Consider the following 17,993-nt stretch of genomic DNA (forward strand, 5'->3'; position numbering starts at 1 on the left):
TGATGAAATTCGCAATCCATCATAACGCGCCAGCCAGCCGCCGATTCACGGGATCAGGTTCCGTTCAGCCAACCCACAGGCTCACGAACCCGAAAATTGTTGGCTGGGTAACATTCGCGCATGGCCGTAGCCGACAACACAATCGATCTGGGAGATCAGGCGTCCTTCACCGGCTTACGAGCGCTGGGGCGTGGACCGCTCATCCAATTCACCTGGATCTACGACCATCCGGTTGATCTCGATGGGCTGCGCCGCCTGCACCGCAATCTGGGCAGCGGTGGTCTGCTGGGCCGCCGCATCGAACGGTCGCCGCTGCCGTTCGGCCGGCACCGGTGGGTCCGCTCGACCGGGCCGCTGGATATCGACGTCGCCGCCGAGGCGCGGCCCGTCGCCGAACTGAACGACTGGATCAACGAACGTGGTCAGGTCCCGGTCGACCCGGAGCACGGCCCGCCGTGGCACCTGGGCGTGCAACCGCTCGAGGGCGGCGGCGCGGCCGTGTCGCTCGTCGTGTCGCACACCGTCGGTGACGGTCTGGCCATCTCCGAAGCCGTCACCGACGCGGTCAACGGAGAACCCCGCGACCTCGGCTACCCGCTGCCCGCGGCCCGGTCCCGACGTGAGGCGCGGCGCGAAGACCTCCGGCAGACGATGCGGGCGGTACCCAGCTGGTTCCGGGCCGTCGCCGGAGCCGCCAAGATCGCCCGTGACCAGAAGAACGATCTGGCCGCGTCCGCCAAATCGGTGACGGCACCGGTGTCCGGCGGGATCACCACGCCGGTGACGCCTCCGTTCGTCACCGCCCAGATCGACATCGAGGACTGGAGTCAGCGCGCGAAAGCCCTTGGCGGAACCAGCAACGTGCTGTTCGCCGCCCTGGCGGCACGGGTCGGGCAGGTCGTGGGCCGCCTGGGCGAGGACGGCCGGGCCATGCTCTCCTTCCCTGTCAACATCCGCACCGAAGGTGACACCCGGGGTAACGCGCTCAGCACCATCACCGTGATGGCAGACCCCGAGAAGGTCAGCACCGACCTGACCGAGTTGCGGAGCGAGATCAAGCGCGAACTCGCCGGTGTCGACGAGTGGACCCGGATGATGATGACGCCCCTGCCGCTCACTCCCCTGGTGCCGAAATTCGCGGTACGGCGGCTGGAAAAGATGGTGCTCAAGGTCGGCAAGCCCATCGGTTGCTCGAACCTCGGACAGTTCCCTGCCGCGTTCAACCGGCCCGACGGAACCGACGCCAGCAGTTTCCAGGCCCGCATGGTCGAGCCCGGGCTGACGCCGGTGGACCTCGAACGGTTGAACGGTCACCTGTTCCTGGTGTCGTGCCAGACCCCGACGTCGATCCTCGTGACCATCACCGCATGGGAACCGGGCGACCCGAACACCAAAGCGGCACTGGCAGATTCCGTCCGGAAAGCGTTGGCCGAACTCGGACTCACCGGAACCGTCGACTAAGTTACCGGGTAGTACCATCGGTACGGTGGACAGTACCGCGAGCACTCCGGCCGGCTCGGTCGAAGATGCCTCGACCCCCAACCGCATCCTGGTCGCGACCGCGGAGGTGCTGGCCCGTCAGGGGCAGACGAAGCTGAGCCTGTCCGAGGTCGCGGCGCAGGCCGGCGTCTCCCGCCCCACCCTGTACCGCTGGTTCGCCTCGAAGGAGGCCCTGCTCGAGTCGTTCGGGCGATACGAGCGCGATATGTTCGTCGACGGCATGAACGCTGCCACCGAGGGCCTGCGGGGCAACGAAAAACTGGATGCCGCACTGCAATTCATCGTGAAATACCAGCAGACCTATTCCGGCGTGCGGGTCATCGACGTCGAGCCCGAGACGGTGCTCGCCCAGCTGCCCAATGTCGTTCCCATCATGCGGAACCGACTGCAGAAATTGATGTCCGGACCGAACGCCGAATTGAAGGCCGCCACCGCGGCCCGGATCGCGGTGTCGCACTACCTCGTCCGCAGCGACGACACCGACCAACTGCTGGCGCAACTGCGCCATGCTGTCGGGCTGCGCTAACCTTCCGCCGCCAATTGCCCACAGGCAGCGGCAATTTCACGACCGCGGGTATCGCGCACCGTGCATGACACGCCGGCAGCCTGCACCCGGCGCACGAACTCCCGCTCGACCGGCTTCGGGCTGGCGTCCCACTCGCTGCCCGGGGTCGGGTTCAGCGGGATCAGGTTCACGTGCACCAGCGGACCCAGCGCCTTGTGCAGCTTCTTGCCCAAAAGGTCTGCCCGCCACGGCTGATCGTTGACGTCGCGGATCAGCGCGTACTCCACCGAGACCCGCCGACCCGTCACGTCCGCGTAATACCGTGCGGCATCAAGGACTTCGGAGACCTTCCACCGGTTGTTCACCGGCACCAGGGTGTCACGCAATTCGTCATCGGGCGTGTGCAGCGACAGCGCCAGCGTCACACCCAGCTTCTCGTCGGCGAGTTTGCGGATGGCCGGCGCCAGACCGACGGTCGAGACCGTCACCGAGCGGGCGCCGATACCGAAACCGTCCGGCGGTGCCGCGGTGATCCGGCGCACGGCGGCCACCACCCGGTTGTAGTTGGCCAGCGGCTCGCCCATGCCCATGAAGACGATGTTGGACAGCCGGCCATCATGTTCGTTGCGCATGGCCGCCGACGCCGACCGCACCTGCTCGAGGATTTCGGCCGTCGACAGATTCCGCTTCAGACCGCCCTGGCCGGTGGCGCAGAACGGGCAGGCCATGCCGCAGCCGGCCTGCGACGAGATGCAGACGGTGTTGCGCTGCGGGTAGCGCATCAGCACCGACTCGAACGTCGTGCCATCGACGGCGCGCCACAGCGTCTTGCGGGTCTCTCCGGCGTCGCACTGGATCTGTTTCACCGGCGCGATCAGTTCGGGGAACAGCGCGTCCGCAACCTGAGTGCGCACGGCGGCCGGCAGATCGGTCATCTCCCGGGGATCGGCGATCAGGCGGCCGTAGTACTGATTCGCGAGTTGCTTGGCCCGGAATTTCGGCAATCCGAGTTCGGCGACGGCCTCGATGCGCCCCGCGGCGTCGAGGTCGGCCAGGTGCCGCGGCGGCATGGCGCGTCGCGGGGCCTCGAAGACCAAGGGCAGCGGCTTACTTTCGGCAGACATAACGGCTCCAGTATCCCAGCACCCGCCATTGCGTGCGAACACCGCCAAGTTGTAGCGTGTGACAAAACCAGAGTGAGCACTCTGGTTTCAGGAAGAGAGTCGGTCAGTGCCGGTCCAGGACAGCCTCCACGGCCGTCGTCAGATGCTCGGCGCGAACGGCAGAATCCAACGCAACCGGGGTGATCTCGTCGTCCCCGAACACGGCCGGCAGAAATGCGTAGGAGTACACGATCCGGAACGCGGTATCGGCAGCAGCGGCGTTGCACGCGAATCGTTCGGTGAGCACACGGCAGAAATCCCGGGCGAACGACCGGCTCCACGTGACTCCCGCCGCCCACATGTCCGGATCGTCGCGGCCAAGGCTGACGAACACGAAGAGCAGGGCCCGATTGTCCGCGATGGCGTCCAGGAACATGGTGACGAAGCCGGCCACGAACAGCCGCCTGTCATTTGCCGAATACCAAGGCGCCGAACGGTATTCGCTCGATTCGCTGAGCCGCGTCAAGAACCTGGCGTGCGCCTCGACCAGCAGCTGCCGCCGGTCGGCGAAGCGGTGGTAGATGGCGCCATTGGACACCCCGGAACGCTCGCTGACCGCCACGATGGTCAAACCCTGCGATCCCGACTCGGCCAGGATTTCCAGCGCGGCGTCGAGCACCCGGGACGCCGTCACCTGACTGCGTCGCTGGACCGCAGGACGCCTGCCGGGAACCTCTACAGCCTCACTCATCGAAGCCAACTGTAAATGCGTCATCGCACAAGACATGGAGGAGCCGCGCAAGATGGTCGACGTTCAGAAGTTCCTATCCGACATCGCGCGGGTGGCACCCTTCGTTCCCCCGCAGGATCCGGTGCCGGTCACCTTCAACTTCGATCAAGGGATTCCGTCCGCAGAGACGTTCCCGATTGCCCTGCTCGACCAGCTGCAGAGCGACGTCCTCAAGCGCGACGGGGCGCGCGCTCTCGAGTACGTGTCGCTGGATATCGACGGACCCGGTGACCAGATCGTCTACGGCAACACCGGCTACACCGAACTGGTCCTCGGAAGCCTGCACCTGCGCCGCGAGCTGGCGCGATGGCTGGGTGAGCGCAACGCGCGCACCGCCCTGGGCCCCGACAACCTGATCATCACATCCGGGTCGGTGCAGGCCATCGCCTTGGCGATCAATGCACTGGTCAACCCGGGCGACGGAGTGCTGGTGGAGGCCGCGACCTTCCCCTACGCGCTGCGCTACGCCAAGATGCGGGGTGCCGACATCCGGCCCGTGACCATCGACCAGGACGGGCTCGACACCGATGCACTGGAGTCACGCCTCGAGGAGATGGCCGCCGCCGGCGTGGTCCCCAAGCTGCTGTACATCGTTGCCACGTTCCAGCTTCCGACCTGCGTGTCGACGTCGGAACCGCGCCGCCGACGCATTCTGGAGCTGGCAGACCAATACGACTTCCTCATCATCGAGGACAATATCTACGGCGACCTGCGCTACCACGGCGAGCCGATTCCCACCCTGCTGTCCATGGACACCCAGGGCCGGGTGATGCAGTCACACGGCTTCAGCAAGACCGTGGCACCGGCGCTGAGAATCGGCTGGATGACCGGGCCGCAGGACCTGATCACCGCGTTGGGTTCGGTGCGTCAGGACTTGGGCCCGAGCCTGTGGACCTGCCGAGCCCTGGCGCAGTTCGTCGCCTCGGGTGGTTTCGACAAACAGATCGACCGCGCCAACGACGTGTACCGGCGCAAACTCGACGTGGCCGTGGCCGCCGTGCGGGAACACTGTGGTCCCTGGGTGACGTTCGCGGTGCCCGAAGGCGGCTTCTATCTGTGGCTCAAGCTGTCCGACCAGGTCGACTGGCGCGAGGTGCGGCGCCGGTCCGCAGAGGGCGGCGTCTCCTTCCGCCCCGGTGAGCGGTTCATGATCGACAGCGCCGCAGCCTCCGGCGCCGGGTATCTGCGGCTGGCCTACAGTCACGTCGACGACGACGAAATACGAAGGGGCATAGCGATTCTGGGCGAGGCCATCCGCGAATCGGTCAGCAAGTGAAGGTCATCGCCGACGGCCTGATCTTCCCCGAATGCCCGCGCTGGCACGACGGTGCGCTGTGGTTCTCCGACCAGCACGCCGGCACCGTGTTCCGGCTGGCGCCCGGGCACCGTGCCGAGCCGGTACTCGACGTCGCAGGCCGGCCGTCGGGCCTCGGCTGGACGCCCGACGGCGACCTCCTGGTGGTGTCCATGCGGAACCGGACCCTGCTGCGCCACGACGGTCAGACCACCACGACGGTGGCCGACCTGTCGCCGTATCACCGCGGCCCGAGCAACGACATGCTGGTCGACGACGCCGGACGCGCCTACATCGGCGACATCGGCTTCGACTACTACGACGGCGGCAGTCCCGCTCCGACGAAACTCATCAGGGTGGACCCGGGTGGCGAGGTCGAGGTGGTGTCCGGCGACGTGCTGGTGCCCAACGGCATGGCCCTGACCGACGGCGGCACCCGGTTCATCGTCGCCGAATCACTGGCCCGCCGGCTCACCAGTTTTCGCCGAGCTCCCGACGGCAGCCTCTCCGACCAGCGGGTGTTCGCGGACCTGGGACGCCGGATCCCCGACGGGATATGCGCGGAACCGTCCGGTGCGGTGTGGTTCGCCTCCCCCAATTCCGATGTCGTTGTCCGCGTCGACCCGACCGGCGCCGAGACCCACGCCATCAGCACGGGCGACTGGCACCCGGTGGCCTGCCAGCTCGGCGGCCCGGACGGTCGCACGCTGTATGTCTGCGCCTCGACCTCTGTCGCGCCCATGGACACCGGCACCACCCGAGCAGGCGCCATCCTCGCACTCGAGCTCGACGGGTAATTGATTGGACGGCGGGGCCATCGGTTGGTCACCATGGGCCCATGCCGCTGCGCCCCGCCACCGTCCTCGCCTTCTTCTATGCGTTGGGCTATCCCATTGGCGCCCTTGCAGTTTCGGCCATGTCACCGATGGCGACCCTGGTCTTCCGATTCGGTCTGGCGGGCCTGATTCTGGGCTGCTGGGCCCTGGTCGCGCGTGTGAAATGGCCCACTGGGCGCCTGCTGGGACATGTGCTGGTCGCCGGGCTCCTGACCCAGGGCGTGCAATTCATCTGCCTGTACCTGGCCCTGCTGCATGGTGCCCCAGCGGTACTCGGTGCGGTGATCATCTCGATGAACCCGGTGGCCACCGCGCTGCTGGCCGCGGTGTTTCTGGGCGAACGGCTGACGGCCATGCGCGTCGTCGCCCTGATCCTGGGTGCGCTGGCGGTACTGGCCGCATGCGCCCAGCGGTTGCTCATGGTCGGCGGCGTCGACGCGGTGATCGTGCTGCTGGTCGTCGCACTGCTGGCCCTGGCCTCGGGTGGCGTCTACCAGCAGCGGTTCTGCCGCGGCGTGGACTTCCGCGCCACCGCCGCGGTGCAGAACGCCGTGTCGCTGGTCCCGGTGGCGATCCTGGCCGCGGTCATGCCCTGGACGGTGACCAACCTGCACACCGCCGTCCTCGCGGTGGGCGCCGTGGTGCTGCTCAACGCGACACTGTGCATGACGCTGTACGTGCGGGCGATCGATCGCTACGGCGCCGCCGCGGTGGCCATGCTGTTCGCGGTCATCCCGGCGGTCGCCGGCGTGCTGTCCTGGTGGCTGCTGGGGCAACGGCCGGACCTGGGTGTGGTGGTCGGCCTGGCGTTGGGCGCGCTGGCCTGCTGGCTCAACTCACGAGCCGTGGCGCGGACCGTCAGGCCAGCAGCTCCAGCACCAGCCACGCCGCGACTCCAGACGGCAGAATCGAGTCGATCCGGTCCATCAGACCGCCGTGACCAGGCAGCAGAGTGCCCATGTCCTTGATCCCGAGGTCGCGTTTGACCTGCGATTCCACCAGGTCGCCGAGGGTGCCGGTGATGACGAGCATGATGCCGAGCGGCACGCCGACCCACAGCGGACGGCCGGCAAGGAAGTGCACCGACAGCACCGAGACGATGATGCTGAACAACAGTGACCCGCTGAAGCCCTCCCAGGACTTCTTCGGGCTGATCGCCGGCACCATCGGGTGCTTACCGAACAGCACGCCGGCGGTGTAGCCACCGATGTCGGAGGCCACGACGCCCAGCATCATGCAGAACACCTGCATGGCGCCTTCGTGGTAACCGCCCTGGTGCGGGTAGATCAGGAGCGCCGTGAAGGCGCCGAACAGCGGCACCCAGGCGGCCAGGAAGATCGTCACCGAGACATCGCGCGTGTAGTTGACCGGCGCGGATTTCAGTCCGCCCGAGAGCAACCGCCAGATCATGCACAGCGCCACCGTCGCGCCGAACGCGCCCAGCGCGCCGGCTTCCCGGTAGGGCCACGTCAGCCAGATCATGGCCTGGCCGCCGATCAGCAGCGGAATCACCGGGACGGCATATCCGCCTTCACGCAGCCGTCGCACCACCTCGTGGGTGGCCAGGGCGACGGCCAGCGCCACCAGCGCCACCCACAGCTGCGGGGCCCACAACAACGTCGCGATGACGGTGCCGCCCAGGACGACGCCGACGGTGATGGCCGCAGGCAGGTTGCGCCCGGCGCGCGATGTCTTCTTGGGCTCCCCGGTCGGAGCGGTATCGGTGGTCACGAAGTCACGGCTGGGAGGTGCTAGACCTCCAGCAGCTCGCCTTCCTTGTGCTTGACCAACTCGTCGATCTGAGCCGTGTAGGTGGCGGTGGTCTTGTCCAGATCCTTCTCGGCGCGTGCGACCTCGTCTTCGCCGGCCTCGCCGTCCTTCTTGATGCGGGACAGCTCGTCCATCGCCTTGCGACGGATGTTGCGCACCGACACCTTGGCGTCCTCGCCCTTGCCCTTGGCCTGCTTGACCAGTTCCTTACGGCGTTCCTCGGTCAGCTGCGGGATGGAGATGCGGATGACGCTGCCGTCGTTGCTCGGGTTGACGCCGAGGTCCGAGTTCCGGATCGAATCCTCGATGGCCTTGAGCTGATTGGCCTCGTAGGGCTTGATGACCACCAGGCGCGCCTCGGGGACGTTGATGCTCGCCAGCTGGGTGATGGGCGTCATCGAGCCGTAGTACTCGATGTTGATCCGGTTGAACATGCCGGGGTTCGCCCGCCCGGTGCGGATGCCCCCCAAGTCGTCACGGGCCACCGCGACGGCCTTGTCCATCTTCTCTTCGGCATCGAAGAGGGTTTCCTCGATCACTTCATCTTCTCCCGTCAGTCCCGCTCGCCCGGCCCCAGCTCTAGCTGGAGACCAGCGTTCCGATCTTCTCACCCGCGACCGCGCGCGCGATATTGCCTTCGGTCAGCAGATTGAAGACCAGCATCGGCATGCCATTGTCCATGCACAGGCTGAACGCGGTGGCATCGGCGACCTTCAAGTCGCGTTCCAACACCTCACGATGAGTGATGGCGGTGATCATCTGGGCGTCGGGCACCTCACGCGGGTCGGCGGTGAACACGCCGTCGACGGCCTTGGCCATGAGAACCACCTCGGCGCCGATCTCCAACGCGCGCTGCGCGGCGGTGGTATCGGTCGAGAAGTACGGCAGCCCCATGCCGGCGCCGAAGATGACCACGCGCCCCTTCTCCAGGTGCCGGCGTGCCCGTAGCGGGATGTACGGCTCGGCGACCTGGCCCATGGTGATGGCGGTCTGCACGCGGGTGTCGATGCCTTCCTTCTGTAGGAAGTCCTGCAGCGCAAGGCTGTTCATCACGGTTCCGAGCATGCCCATGTAGTCGCTGCGGGTGCGTTCCATACCGCGCTGCTGCAGCTGCGCGCCGCGGAAGAAGTTGCCGCCACCGATGACGACGGCCACCTGGGCGCCGGCGCGCACCACCTCGGCGATCTGCCGGGCCACCAGAGCGACGACGTCGGGGTCCAGACCCACCGCACCGCCGCCGAACATCTCACCGCCGAGCTTGAGCAGCACCCGCTTGTATGCCGGCCGGATCAAACCCTGGCCACCGTTGTCCGCCTCTGCCATCAGACTCCTTCGGTCCCCACATGTCACAGCTGCCCCCGGCGATCGGCAGCGGCTCCATCCTGCCTCATGACTCTCGGGCCGGAGGCAAGGAGGGTGGAACCGGTTGGAGAGCGGACTAACCCAGGTGCGCCTGCAACAGCCACGCGCGAACCGACTTGAGCCCGTTCGGCTCGTCCCTGATGTCGACGTCGGCGAAACCGGCACCCGGCGTTCCCGGCGCGCCCATGCTGGCGGGCATGTTGCCGTGGATGCGGGCCGGGGAGATGTCGTCGATCACCCAGTACTTGCCGACGACCTCGCGCAGCTCCTCCTCGGTCACCGGGTTGGCCGGGCCGGCGGGCATGCCGCCGCGGTCGAAGACGAGAACGATGTAGGTGGCGCCGGGAGCGGCGGCGCGCACGATCGAGCGCTGGTAACCGTCGCGCAGCTCGACGGGCATCGAGTGGAACAGGGTGCTGTCGATGATGGTGCCGAAGCGGCCGTCGTATCCGGTGAAGTCGCTGATGTCGGCGACGTCGAAGCTGGCGCTGTGCGCGCCGCGCCTGGCGGCCTCGGCCCGGGCCAGCTCGATGGCGGTGGCCGACTGATCCAGGCCCACCGTCGTGAACCCCCGCTCGGCCAGGTAGATCGCGGTGGCCGCCTCGCCGCAGCCGGCGTCGAGCACGTCGCCGTGGACCTTGCCGGCCTCGATCAGCGCCGCGATCTCGGGCTGTGGCACTCCGATGCTCCACGGCGGCCGGGCACCCATTTCGGGAGCCTCGCCGCGGTAGGCGCTTTCGAACATGGCATCAGTGGCTCTGGTCATACCTCCGGTTTATCAATGTGGTTGATATATGTCAATATAATTGACATGTTCGAAGGTGAAGACGCTCCCCTGGGCTACCTGCTCAGCCGCATCGCCAATGCGCTGCGCGCCGACATCACCGCCAATGTGCTTGAACCCGTGGGCCTGAGCTTCCCCCAGTACGTCTGCCTACGCATGCTGGACAACCGCTCCGGCATGTCCAACGCCGAGATGGCCCGCTTCATCGGGGTATCGCCACAGGCGATGAACATCGTCGTGCGCGCGCTTCAGGACCGCGACCTGATCACCCGACCCTCGACCGTGGCGGCCGGACGGTCGCGGCCCACCGAGCTGACCCGGGCCGGGCGCACCCTGCTGGGCAAGACCGTCGCCGGAATCCGCGCGGCCGACGACGCCCTGCTGGCCGGCATGACGGCCGCCCAACGCCGGGAATTCCGCCAGACGCTGACCAGCCTGCTGCCGCCCGAATAGGGCGATCAGAGAATCGCGGCGGCGACGATCAGACCGAAGGCCAGGTACGACGCCGCGACGTCGAGCACGACGGGAGAGAACTTCTCCTCATGGAGCATCTCGCCGATGTCGAGGCCCTTGACGGCGCCGATGAGACGCACCGAAAGTGCCTGCGCGGCAATGCCGACCAGACCGAAGACCAGCGTCTTGATCAAACCTGCCGCCAGGTCACCCGAGCTGCTGTAGATGGCCAGCACCACGATGAAGGCCATGGACACCACACCCGAGGCGGCCACCGCAGCGGCGTTCGGCCGCCCCGACCGGACCAGCTCGCGCAGCGGACCCGGCGTGGTCCAGTCGATCACGAAGAAACCGAGGATCATCAGCGCGCCGCCGACGATGGCGTAGAGCGCGATGGCCGACGCGCCGTGCCCGACGATGGACCAGTAGTCGTTACCGAGAGCGGTGAGGGTCATGAAGTTCGTTTCCTTCCGGTCACTGCGGGATGCGGTGGGGCACAAAAGCTGCGCCGTTGTCGGTGACCAGGCCCGAGGTCTCTCGGATACCGAGTCCGGCAGATTCGTCGCCGACGATCCAGGCCCCCAAGGCAGGACGCATGTCGTCGAATTGCGGTAGCGGGTCGAGCAACTGGTAGACGTAGCCCTCTTCGCCGTAGACGCCGCCGGTCTGCGTTTCGTATCCCGCGCCGACGATCGTGACGTTTGCCCCCTCACGCCCGAGCTTGGGCTTGCGGACGTATTCGGTCAGCTCATGCGGGTCGTCGATGTACGCCGGCAACAGATTCGGGTGGCCCGGGTACATCTCCCAGAGCACCGCCAGGATGGCCTTGTTGCTCAGCAGCGACTTCCACAGCGGCTCGATCCACATGGTCTCCGGCAGGGATTCGGCCGCGTACTTGCCGAATTCGTCGTCGAGCACCCATTCCCAGGGATAGAGCTTGAACAGCGTCGAGATCGGCGCCTCTTCCAGGTCTACGAACCGCTGCAGGTCCCGGTCCCAGCCCAGTTGCTCGATGGCCAGGCCCACGGTGTGCAGTCCGGCCTCGGCGGCGCACTCCTGCAGGTAGGCCAGCGTCACGTTGTCCTCGCCACTGGTGTCGGCCGACGACCAGGTGAAGTGGGTTTCGTTGCCGGGCAACCGATCCTGGATTTCCTTCCACCGTTCCACCAGCTTCTCGTGCAACGAGTTCCACTGGTCGTCGGCGGGAAAGACATCGGTCTTCCAGTACCACTGCAGGATCGCGGCTTCCAGCAGTGATGTCGGGGTGTCGGCGTTGTACTCCAGCAGCACCGGGGGCCGGCGCCCGTCGTAGCGTAGGTCGAAACGGCCGTAGAGGTGCGGATCGCTACGGCGCCAAGACTTTTCGATGTGCGGCCAGCTCCACTCGGGGAGCCCGAAGTCGCGGTAACGCTCGGTCAGCACGATGTTCTCGACGGCTTCCAGACACATCGAATGCAGCACCTCGACCGACGCCTCGATCGAGAGCACCTCGTCCATGTCGAACACGTAGTGCACCGACTCGTCCCAGTACGGCCGCATGCTGCCGTCCGCACTCACTGCCGGGGTGTCGAAGCACATGCCCTGTTCGGCAATGATCTTCTGCCACCCCGGACGCGGGGTGCTGCGTTCGCGCCGCATCAGCTACCGGAGCTTCCGCTGCTCGACGAGCCGAACCCACCACGCGACACCGACGACCCCGACTTGGAGATCGAGGTGCCGGATTTCGTTGTGGCCGTTGTGCCTTTCGGCAGAGTCAGGGTGCCGCCGTGCGCAATGCTGCCGATACCGCTGTTGGAGCCGCCGTAGTAGTAGCGGTACGACGATCCGGCGTAGAAGAACGTGCTGCCGCCCGAGCTGTAGCCGCTGCTGCAGTAGCTGTCGGGCACCACTTCGTTGGTGCCGTCCTTGACGCACGAGGCGCCGATCCGGTCGTCGCGATGGAAGATCGCATAACCGGCGGCGACGACCGCCACCACACCGACGCCGACCGCCGACCCGATGAGCACCTTCTTACCGGTGGCCGCGCGCTTACGGGCCTTCTCGGCCTTCACGCGCTCGATCTCTTCCTCGGCTTCGCGCGCCCTCTTGGCCTTGTCCCGCGCCCGCGCCTCACCGACGGTCGGCGGCCGTGGCTTGGCCGTGGCCGGATCCTGCCAGCGGACGGACCCCTGCGGCTCCGCAGGCGGCGCCGGGGGCGGAAATTCCGGGGTGGGATTCGGTAGAGGTGGCGGCGGGGGCACCTGCGGAGGTACCGGCGGTACGTTCGCACCGGACTCCGGGGCGGGATCAGGCCCATTGCCTTGAGCAGACGCTTTCCACGGCTGCCTTTCAGCCCCGTTCTCGGGCCCGACAGTCATGCACACCCCCAATTGACGCAACCTGTGAGACAGCATAAGGCTGGTCGCCCGGCGAAGCGGCCGTTGACTCCGGTTCGGTGGCGCGAAGGTTCGAGTGGCTGCCGCCGCCCGCGCCGCGTCAGCGCGCCGCGAGCGTCGGCCAACCGATCTCCTGCTCCAACTCGAAGGCCAGCGCCAGCAGCGTGGCCTCCTGCCCCGCCGCCGCGCCGAACATCATGCCGACCGGCAGTCCCGACGCCGACCGGGCCAGCGGCAGCGAAACAGCCGGCGCGCCACTGGCATTCTGCAGCGGCGTGAAACCCACCCAGTCGATGAGCCGCGACATGACCTGGTCGTAGTCGGCCGTTGGGTCCAGGTGCCCGATAGGCGGTGTGACCTCGGCCAGTGTCGGGGTGAGGACCACGTCGTAGTCGCGGGACAGGCGCGCCGGGATACGCCGCGACGCGGCCAGGCGGGCGATGGCGCCCGGCACCCGATGCAGGTTGCGGGCGGCCTTCCGTTCCAGCCCGAGAGTCAGGTTGTCCAACTTGGCGCGGTCGAAGCTCGGGCCGAACGTGTGCTTTCCGCCGCGAACCAGAGCGAACGCCAGGAAGGCCCAGTACAACAGGAAGTCATCGCGGAACCGCTCCGGTGCCGGATTGCCGATCTCGGTGACGCGGTGGCCGAGCTCTTCGAGCCGGGCCGCGGTCTGCATGGTCAGCTCCCGGATCTCGGGGCTGGCATCACGGCCGATGGAGCTGGTGCACACCGCGATGCGCAGCCGGCGCTGCCCTGGCGCGGTGACATCGCCGATCGCCGGCAGCTTCGGGTTCCGGTAGACACGCTCGGCCTCGCGGTAGAACGCCGCGGTGTCACGGACGCTGCGGGTGAGGACGCCGTTGGCGACGATCTGCAGCGGCATCCGGGTTTCGCGGTCCACCGGCAGCCGGCCGCGTGTGGGCTTGAGGCCGACCAATCCGTTGCAGGACGCCGGAATTCGGATGGAGCCGCCGCCGTCGTTGGCGTGCGCGATGGGCACCACGCCGGCCGCGACGAAAGCGCCCGATCCGGACGACGATGCACCCGCGGTCACCGTGGTGTCCCACGGATTACGCACGGGCCCGAGTCGGGGATGCTCGGCCGACGCGCTGAACCCGAACTCCGACATCTGCGACTTCCCCAGGGGGATCAGCCCCGTCGACAGGTACAGGCGCACCCACTCCCCGTCGGCCGCCATGGGCCTGGGCGTCCACGCGTCGGCGCCCTGCATCGTCGGCCAACCCGCCACCGCGACGTTGTCCTTGATGAACGTCGGCACACCGTCGAAGAATCCTCCGAATGGCCGTGGTGCGCTTGCCTTTTCGGCCGCTTGCTCGAAGGCTTCGTACGCCATGCCGTTCAGCTCGGGCTGCGCCTTCTCGGTGCGGGCGATGGCCGCCTGCACCACCTCGGTCGCCGATACCTGACCGCCGCGGATCGCGTCGGCGACGCCGACCGCGTCGAGGTCACCGAGGGCGTCGTCACCGAACGTGCTGATGCGTGTCATAGGAGCCACGGTACCAAGCAGTACCACCGGCGTCTGCCGCACCGTTGCGGGCAAAGCAAAACCCCGCGCACTCCGGGATCGCCGGGTTTGTGCGCGGGGTTTTGTCGATGAACGGCGGGTAAGCCGCTCAAGTTCTACTGCTGGCCGACCTCGAACCGCACGAAGCGGGTCACGGTGACGCCGGCCTCGTCCAGCAGGGCCTTCACGGTCTTCTTGTTGTCGGACACCGACGGCTGGTCCAGCAGCACGACGTCCTTGTAGAAGCCGGTGACGCGGCCTTCGACGATCTTCGGCAGTGCAGCCTCGGGCTTGCCCTCTTCCTTGGCGGTCTCCTCGGCGATGCGACGCTCGTTGGCGACCAGGTCGGCGGGCACGTCCTCACGGGTGAGGTACTTGGCCTTCAGCGCGGCGATCTGCAGCGCGACCGCGTGGGCGGCCTCTTCAGAAGCACCGTTGTACTCGACCAGCACACCCACGGCCGGCGGCAGATCCGCGGCACGCTTGTGCAGGTAGGTCTCGACGGTGCCGTCGAAGTAGGCGACCCGGCGCAGTTCGAGCTTCTCGCCGATCTTCGCGGACAGGTCCGCGACCAGCTGCTCGACGGTGGTGCCACCGACGGTGGCGGCCTTGAGGGCCTCCACGTCGTTGGCCTTGGCCTCGACAGCAGCGGTGAGGATCTGATCCGCGAGAGCCTGGAATTCGGCGTTCTTGGCGACGAAGTCGGTCTCGGAGTTCAGCTCGATGAGGGCGCCGTCCTTGGCTGCGACCAGGCCCTCGGCGGTGGCGCGCTCAGCGCGCTTGCCGACGTCCTTGGCACCCTTGATGCGCAGGACCTCGACGGCCTTGTCGAAGTCACCCTCGGTCTCAACCAGTGCGTTCTTGCAGTCGAGCATGCCGGAGCCGGTGAGCTCCCGCAGTCGCTTTACGTCAGCAGCGGTGTAGTTAGCCATCTCAGCTTTCTGTGGTGGTGGTTTCGGTGGTCTCAGCGGCAGCGTCGGTGCCGGCGGTCGCACCGGCGAGCAGCTCCTGCTCCCACTCGGCGAGCGGCTCGGCGCCTTCGGCCTCGGTCTTGGCACCCGAGCGGGCCTGCAGACCCTCGGCAACCGCGGAAGCGATGACCTTGGTCAGCAGCGCGGCGCTGCGGATGGCGTCGTCGTTGCCCGGGATCGGGTAGTTGACCTGGTCGGGGTCGCAGTTGGTGTCCAGGATCGCGATGACCGGGATGCCCAGCTTGATGGCCTCGGAAACGGCCAGGTGCTCCTTGTTGGTGTCGACGACCCAGATGGCCGACGGAACCTTCTGCATGTCCCGGATACCGCCGAGGCTGCGCTCGAGCTTGTTCTTCTCACGCGTCAGCATGAGGATTTCCTTCTTGGTGCGACCCTCGAAGCCACCGGTCTGCTCCATCGACTCGAGTTCCTTCAGGCGCTGCAGGCGCTTGTGGACGGTCGAGAAGTTGGTGAGCATGCCGCCCAGCCAGCGCTGGTTCACGTAGGGCATGCCGACGCGGGTGGCCTCGTCAGCGATGGACTCCTGGGCCTGCTTCTTGGTACCGACGAAGAGGACGCTGCCGCCGTGGGCGACGGTCTCCTTGACGAACTCGTACGCCTTGTCGATGTACGTCAGCGTCTGCTGCAGGTCGATGATGTAGATGCCGTTGCGGTCGGTGAAGATGAACCGCTTCATCTTGGGGTTCCAGCGACGGGTCTGGTGCCCGAAGTGCGCGCCGCTATCCAGCAGCTGCCGCATGGTCACTACGGCCATGTTTGTGCCTCACTTGTTTTCGGTTGTCGTCCGGTATCGGGTGATCCCGGACCCTGGCGTCTGCTGCGTGCCGGACCCAACTCGGTTGTCCGAGGTGGGACCGCCCGGCATGCGATGGCGGCCCGAGATCGAGCCGCTGTGCAGGCGCGCGAAGTCAACCCACGAATGCGGATTGCAGGAGGAAGTTTACACGGTTGCCAGGGGTGCTTTTGTCCACAGTGCGTCGGTTATCCACAGATCGGGGTTCTCGGGGTACCGCAGCCTGCGGTGGCACGCTGAACTGGGCTGATGCGGATCAGTCTGCTCGTGGTGCTCGTCACCCTCTGCCCGGCCGGCGTGGCGCACGCCGCCGACGGCCGGCTCGAGTGGCCCCTGCGGCCGCAACCTGCCGTCGTACGTACCTTCGACGCGCCCCAGCCGAACTGGCAGCGCGGGCATCGGGGCGTCGACCTGGCGGGCTCGCCTGGTCAGACGGTGTATGCCGCGTCCCCGGGCACGGTGGTGTTCGCCGGAGAACTCGCCGGCAGGCCGGTGGTGTCGGTCGCCCATCCCGGCGGGCTGCGCACCAGCTACGAGCCCGTCCGTGCGGCGGTGCGGCCGGGCGCCGTCGTCGCTGCCGGCACCGCGCTCGGCACCCTGGTGGCCGGGCATCCGGGGTGCACCAGCTGCCTGCACTGGGGCGCGATGTGGGGTGCGTCGTCCAATGCCGACTACGTCGATCCCCTGGGCCTCCTCGCGACCACCCTCATCCGCCTCAAACCCCTATCCTCTTGACCGCGAGCGTGCGTGTTTGCGCGCAACACGCCGCAAATGGCGTGCGGGACGCGCACCGTCACCGGCGCCGAACGGCCGTGTTTGTACGCCGACACACCGCAAATGGCGTGCAGGATGCGCACCCTCACCAGCGGCGAGCGGCCCCGAAATGCACACCTGGCCCCGCGTGTCGCTGTACAGACACGGCCGCTCGCGGAGGTGTGGGCGGCGAGAGTCAGGCGCGGGGGTGGGCCTGATCGTGCACCGCGCGCAGCCGGGCCACCGTCACGTGGGTGTAGAGCTGAGTGGTCGCGAGCGACGAATGCCCCAGCAGTTCCTGCACCACACGCAGATCGGCGCCGCCCTCCAAGAGATGGGTGGCCGCACTGTGCCGCAGGCCGTGCGGCCCGATGTCGGGGGCGCCGTCGACCGCCGAGATCGTCTGGTGCACGACGGTCCGCGCCTGACGGGGATCGAGGCGCCGTCCCCGCGCCCCGAGCAGCAGCGCCGGCCCCGACGTCGCCACCGCCAACGCCGGCCGGCCGTCGGCCAACCAGACCCGCAGCGCCTTGAAGGCCGGCTCACCGAACGGCACGGTGCGCTGCTTGTTGCCTTTGCCCAGGACACGCAATACCCGCCGGCTCTGGTCGACGTCGTCGATGTCCAGCCCGCACAGCTCGCTGACGCGAATGCCGGTGGCGTACAACATCTCGACGATCAGCCGGTCGCGCAGCGCCATCGGATCACCTTGTTCCGCACCGGAATTCGCGGCGGACATGGCATCGACAGCCTGGTCCTGGCGGAGTACGGCGGGCAGCGCACGACGGGCCTTGGGGGTCTGCAGCCGTACCGCCGGGTCGGTCTCGAGCAGGCCGCGCCGCACCGCCCACGCGGTGAAGGTCTTCACCGCCGACGTCCGGCGGGACAGCGTGGTCCGGGCGGCGCCCCTGTTTGCCTGTTCGGCGAGCCACGATCGCAGTGTCACGAGGTCCAGATCCGCGATGGCCGCATCGTCGCCGAGGAATTCCCCCAGCGACCTCAGGTCGCCGCGGTAGGCGCGCCGGGTGTGCTCGGAGCGACCGCATTCGAGTTCGAGGTACTGATCGAACTCATCGAGAACCGCCTGGTGCACTCCCCTACGGTCGCAGAAGCTCCGCCCGATCGCCTGTCACACCACCCGTCGGTGGCCGAGCTGTG

Annotated in this window: 20 protein-coding genes; 7 read left to right on the forward strand and 13 right to left on the reverse strand. The window is 67.4% G+C overall.

Translation table 11 applies throughout. The features are described 5' to 3' along the window. Window positions 1-120 precede the first annotated feature (120 nt). Together EB75_RS09485 and EB75_RS09490 are read left to right on the forward strand one after the other, a co-directional pair. On the forward strand, window positions 121-1,461 hold the full coding sequence (locus EB75_RS09485; protein WP_073695172.1) for a wax ester/triacylglycerol synthase domain-containing protein: 1,341 nt from the start codon (window positions 121-123) through the stop codon (window positions 1,459-1,461). Window positions 1,462-1,486: 25 nt separating this feature from the next. Beyond that, window positions 1,487-2,026 carry a TetR/AcrR family transcriptional regulator gene (locus EB75_RS09490; RefSeq protein ID WP_073695173.1) on the forward strand — a complete coding sequence of 180 codons (540 nt, stop codon included), beginning with the start codon at window positions 1,487-1,489 and terminating at the stop codon, window positions 2,024-2,026. Here EB75_RS09490 and rlmN read toward each other — a convergent pair. Both rlmN and EB75_RS09500 read right to left on the reverse strand, forming a co-directional pair. After that, on the reverse strand, window positions 2,023-3,129 hold the full coding sequence (gene rlmN / locus EB75_RS09495) for a dual-specificity RNA methyltransferase RlmN (protein ID WP_073695174.1): 1,107 nt from the start codon (window positions 3,127-3,129) through the stop codon (window positions 2,023-2,025). The two genes, EB75_RS09490 and rlmN, sit on opposite strands and share 4 nt — an antisense overlap. A 103-nt stretch (window positions 3,130-3,232) precedes the next feature. Then, window positions 3,233-3,859, reverse strand: a complete 627-nt coding sequence (locus tag EB75_RS09500; protein WP_168176018.1) for a TetR/AcrR family transcriptional regulator — start codon at window positions 3,857-3,859, stop codon at window positions 3,233-3,235. A 34-nt stretch (window positions 3,860-3,893) separates the two neighbouring features. Between EB75_RS09500 and EB75_RS09505 the strand changes: the two genes are divergently transcribed. From EB75_RS09505 to EB75_RS09515, 3 genes are read left to right on the forward strand one after another with little or no spacing between them, the layout of a single operon-like run. Further along, window positions 3,894-5,174, forward strand: a complete 1,281-nt coding sequence (locus EB75_RS09505) for an aminotransferase-like domain-containing protein (protein WP_073695176.1) — start codon at window positions 3,894-3,896, stop codon at window positions 5,172-5,174. After that, a complete protein-coding gene (locus EB75_RS09510; RefSeq protein WP_073695177.1) occupies window positions 5,171-5,989 on the forward strand; it encodes an SMP-30/gluconolactonase/LRE family protein in 819 nt (272 codons plus the stop codon). Before EB75_RS09505 ends, EB75_RS09510 begins: the two co-directional genes overlap by 4 nt. Window positions 5,990-6,030: 41 nt before the next feature. Next, window positions 6,031-6,996: a DMT family transporter gene (locus tag EB75_RS09515; RefSeq protein WP_073695178.1), complete on the forward strand. Its 966-nt coding sequence runs from the start codon at window positions 6,031-6,033 to the stop codon at window positions 6,994-6,996. Here the strand turns inward: EB75_RS09515 and EB75_RS09520 are convergent. The 4 genes from EB75_RS09520 to EB75_RS09535 form a co-directional block, all read right to left on the reverse strand. After that, on the reverse strand, window positions 6,887-7,759 hold the full coding sequence (locus EB75_RS09520; protein WP_073695179.1) for a phosphatidate cytidylyltransferase: 873 nt from the start codon (window positions 7,757-7,759) through the stop codon (window positions 6,887-6,889). The genes EB75_RS09515 and EB75_RS09520 overlap by 110 nt on opposite strands. A gap of 20 nt (window positions 7,760-7,779) precedes the next feature. Then, window positions 7,780-8,337 (reverse strand): ribosome recycling factor, encoded by a 558-nt coding sequence (gene frr, locus EB75_RS09525; RefSeq protein ID WP_073695180.1) that lies wholly within the window; start codon window positions 8,335-8,337, stop codon window positions 7,780-7,782. 40 nt (window positions 8,338-8,377) lie between these two features. Then, a complete protein-coding gene (gene pyrH, locus EB75_RS09530; RefSeq protein WP_073695181.1) occupies window positions 8,378-9,121 on the reverse strand; it encodes a UMP kinase in 744 nt (247 codons plus the stop codon). Between the two features lie 115 nt (window positions 9,122-9,236). Next, window positions 9,237-9,926: a class I SAM-dependent methyltransferase gene (locus EB75_RS09535; protein ID WP_073695182.1), complete on the reverse strand. Its 690-nt coding sequence runs from the start codon at window positions 9,924-9,926 to the stop codon at window positions 9,237-9,239. 45 nt (window positions 9,927-9,971) lie between these two features. Here EB75_RS09535 and EB75_RS09540 point away from each other — a divergent pair, with 45 nt between their 5' ends. Then, window positions 9,972-10,397, forward strand: coding sequence for a MarR family winged helix-turn-helix transcriptional regulator (locus EB75_RS09540; RefSeq protein WP_073695183.1), 426 nt, complete (start codon window positions 9,972-9,974; stop codon window positions 10,395-10,397). 5 nt (window positions 10,398-10,402) lie between these two features. Here the strand turns inward: EB75_RS09540 and EB75_RS09545 are convergent, their stop codons facing one another. The 6 genes from EB75_RS09545 to rpsB form a co-directional block, all read right to left on the reverse strand. Further along, window positions 10,403-10,852: a DUF350 domain-containing protein gene (locus EB75_RS09545; RefSeq protein WP_029118373.1), complete on the reverse strand. Its 450-nt coding sequence runs from the start codon at window positions 10,850-10,852 to the stop codon at window positions 10,403-10,405. A gap of 19 nt (window positions 10,853-10,871) precedes the next feature. Continuing rightward, window positions 10,872-12,035: a glutathionylspermidine synthase family protein gene (locus EB75_RS09550; protein ID WP_073695184.1), complete on the reverse strand. Its 1,164-nt coding sequence runs from the start codon at window positions 12,033-12,035 to the stop codon at window positions 10,872-10,874. Further along, window positions 12,035-12,637 (reverse strand): hypothetical protein, encoded by a 603-nt coding sequence (locus EB75_RS09555; RefSeq protein ID WP_073695185.1) that lies wholly within the window; start codon window positions 12,635-12,637, stop codon window positions 12,035-12,037. Before EB75_RS09555 ends, EB75_RS09550 begins: the two co-directional genes overlap by 1 nt. A gap of 235 nt (window positions 12,638-12,872) precedes the next feature. Next, entirely contained in the window at window positions 12,873-14,279 is a 1,407-nt protein-coding gene (locus EB75_RS09560) for an amidase (RefSeq protein WP_073695186.1), read from the reverse strand. A 134-nt stretch (window positions 14,280-14,413) separates the two neighbouring features. Next, window positions 14,414-15,229, reverse strand: coding sequence for a translation elongation factor Ts (gene tsf, locus EB75_RS09565; protein WP_073695187.1), 816 nt, complete (start codon window positions 15,227-15,229; stop codon window positions 14,414-14,416). Window position 15,230: 1 nt separating this feature from the next. Further along, a complete protein-coding gene (rpsB, locus tag EB75_RS09570) occupies window positions 15,231-16,043 on the reverse strand; it encodes a 30S ribosomal protein S2 (RefSeq protein WP_073695188.1) in 813 nt (270 codons plus the stop codon). A gap of 288 nt (window positions 16,044-16,331) precedes the next feature. Here rpsB and EB75_RS09575 point away from each other — a divergent pair, with 288 nt between their 5' ends. After that, window positions 16,332-16,817, forward strand: coding sequence for a M23 family metallopeptidase (locus tag EB75_RS09575; RefSeq protein ID WP_073695189.1), 486 nt, complete (start codon window positions 16,332-16,334; stop codon window positions 16,815-16,817). Window positions 16,818-17,031: 214 nt separating this feature from the next. On the opposite strand, the gene EB75_RS09580 is transcribed toward EB75_RS09575, so the two are convergent. Continuing rightward, window positions 17,032-17,928: a tyrosine recombinase XerC gene (locus EB75_RS09580; protein WP_073695190.1), complete on the reverse strand. Its 897-nt coding sequence runs from the start codon at window positions 17,926-17,928 to the stop codon at window positions 17,032-17,034. Window positions 17,929-17,993 lie beyond the last annotated feature (65 nt).

It is taken from the genome of Mycobacterium sp. ST-F2 (assembly GCF_001905655.1).
GTDB lineage: Bacteria > Actinomycetota > Actinomycetes > Mycobacteriales > Mycobacteriaceae > Mycobacterium.

Bases quoted from the DNA above. Each gene is read 5' to 3' on its own strand.
- EB75_RS09485 (WP_073695172.1), top strand. From the start codon at position 121: ATGGCCGTAGCCGACAACACAATCGATCTGGGAGATCAGGCGTCCTTC.
- rlmN (WP_073695174.1), bottom strand. From the start codon at position 3,129: ATGTCTGCCGAAAGTAAGCCGCTGCCCTTGGTCTTCGAGGCCCCGCGA.
- EB75_RS09500 (WP_168176018.1), bottom strand. From the start codon at position 3,859: ATGAGTGAGGCTGTAGAGGTTCCCGGCAGGCGTCCTGCGGTCCAGCGA.
- EB75_RS09505 (WP_073695176.1), top strand. From the start codon at position 3,894: ATGGAGGAGCCGCGCAAGATGGTCGACGTTCAGAAGTTCCTATCCGAC.
- EB75_RS09515 (WP_073695178.1), top strand. From the start codon at position 6,031: ATGCCGCTGCGCCCCGCCACCGTCCTCGCCTTCTTCTATGCGTTGGGC.
- pyrH (WP_073695181.1), bottom strand. From the start codon at position 9,121: ATGGCAGAGGCGGACAACGGTGGCCAGGGTTTGATCCGGCCGGCATAC.
- EB75_RS09535 (WP_073695182.1), bottom strand. From the start codon at position 9,926: ATGACCAGAGCCACTGATGCCATGTTCGAAAGCGCCTACCGCGGCGAG.
- EB75_RS09540 (WP_073695183.1), top strand. From the start codon at position 9,972: ATGTTCGAAGGTGAAGACGCTCCCCTGGGCTACCTGCTCAGCCGCATC.
- EB75_RS09545 (WP_029118373.1), bottom strand. From the start codon at position 10,852: ATGACCCTCACCGCTCTCGGTAACGACTACTGGTCCATCGTCGGGCAC.
- EB75_RS09550 (WP_073695184.1), bottom strand. From the start codon at position 12,035: ATGCGGCGCGAACGCAGCACCCCGCGTCCGGGGTGGCAGAAGATCATT.
- EB75_RS09560 (WP_073695186.1), bottom strand. From the start codon at position 14,279: ATGACACGCATCAGCACGTTCGGTGACGACGCCCTCGGTGACCTCGAC.
- tsf (WP_073695187.1), bottom strand. From the start codon at position 15,229: ATGGCTAACTACACCGCTGCTGACGTAAAGCGACTGCGGGAGCTCACC.
- rpsB (WP_073695188.1), bottom strand. From the start codon at position 16,043: ATGGCCGTAGTGACCATGCGGCAGCTGCTGGATAGCGGCGCGCACTTC.
- EB75_RS09575 (WP_073695189.1), top strand. From the start codon at position 16,332: ATGCGGATCAGTCTGCTCGTGGTGCTCGTCACCCTCTGCCCGGCCGGC.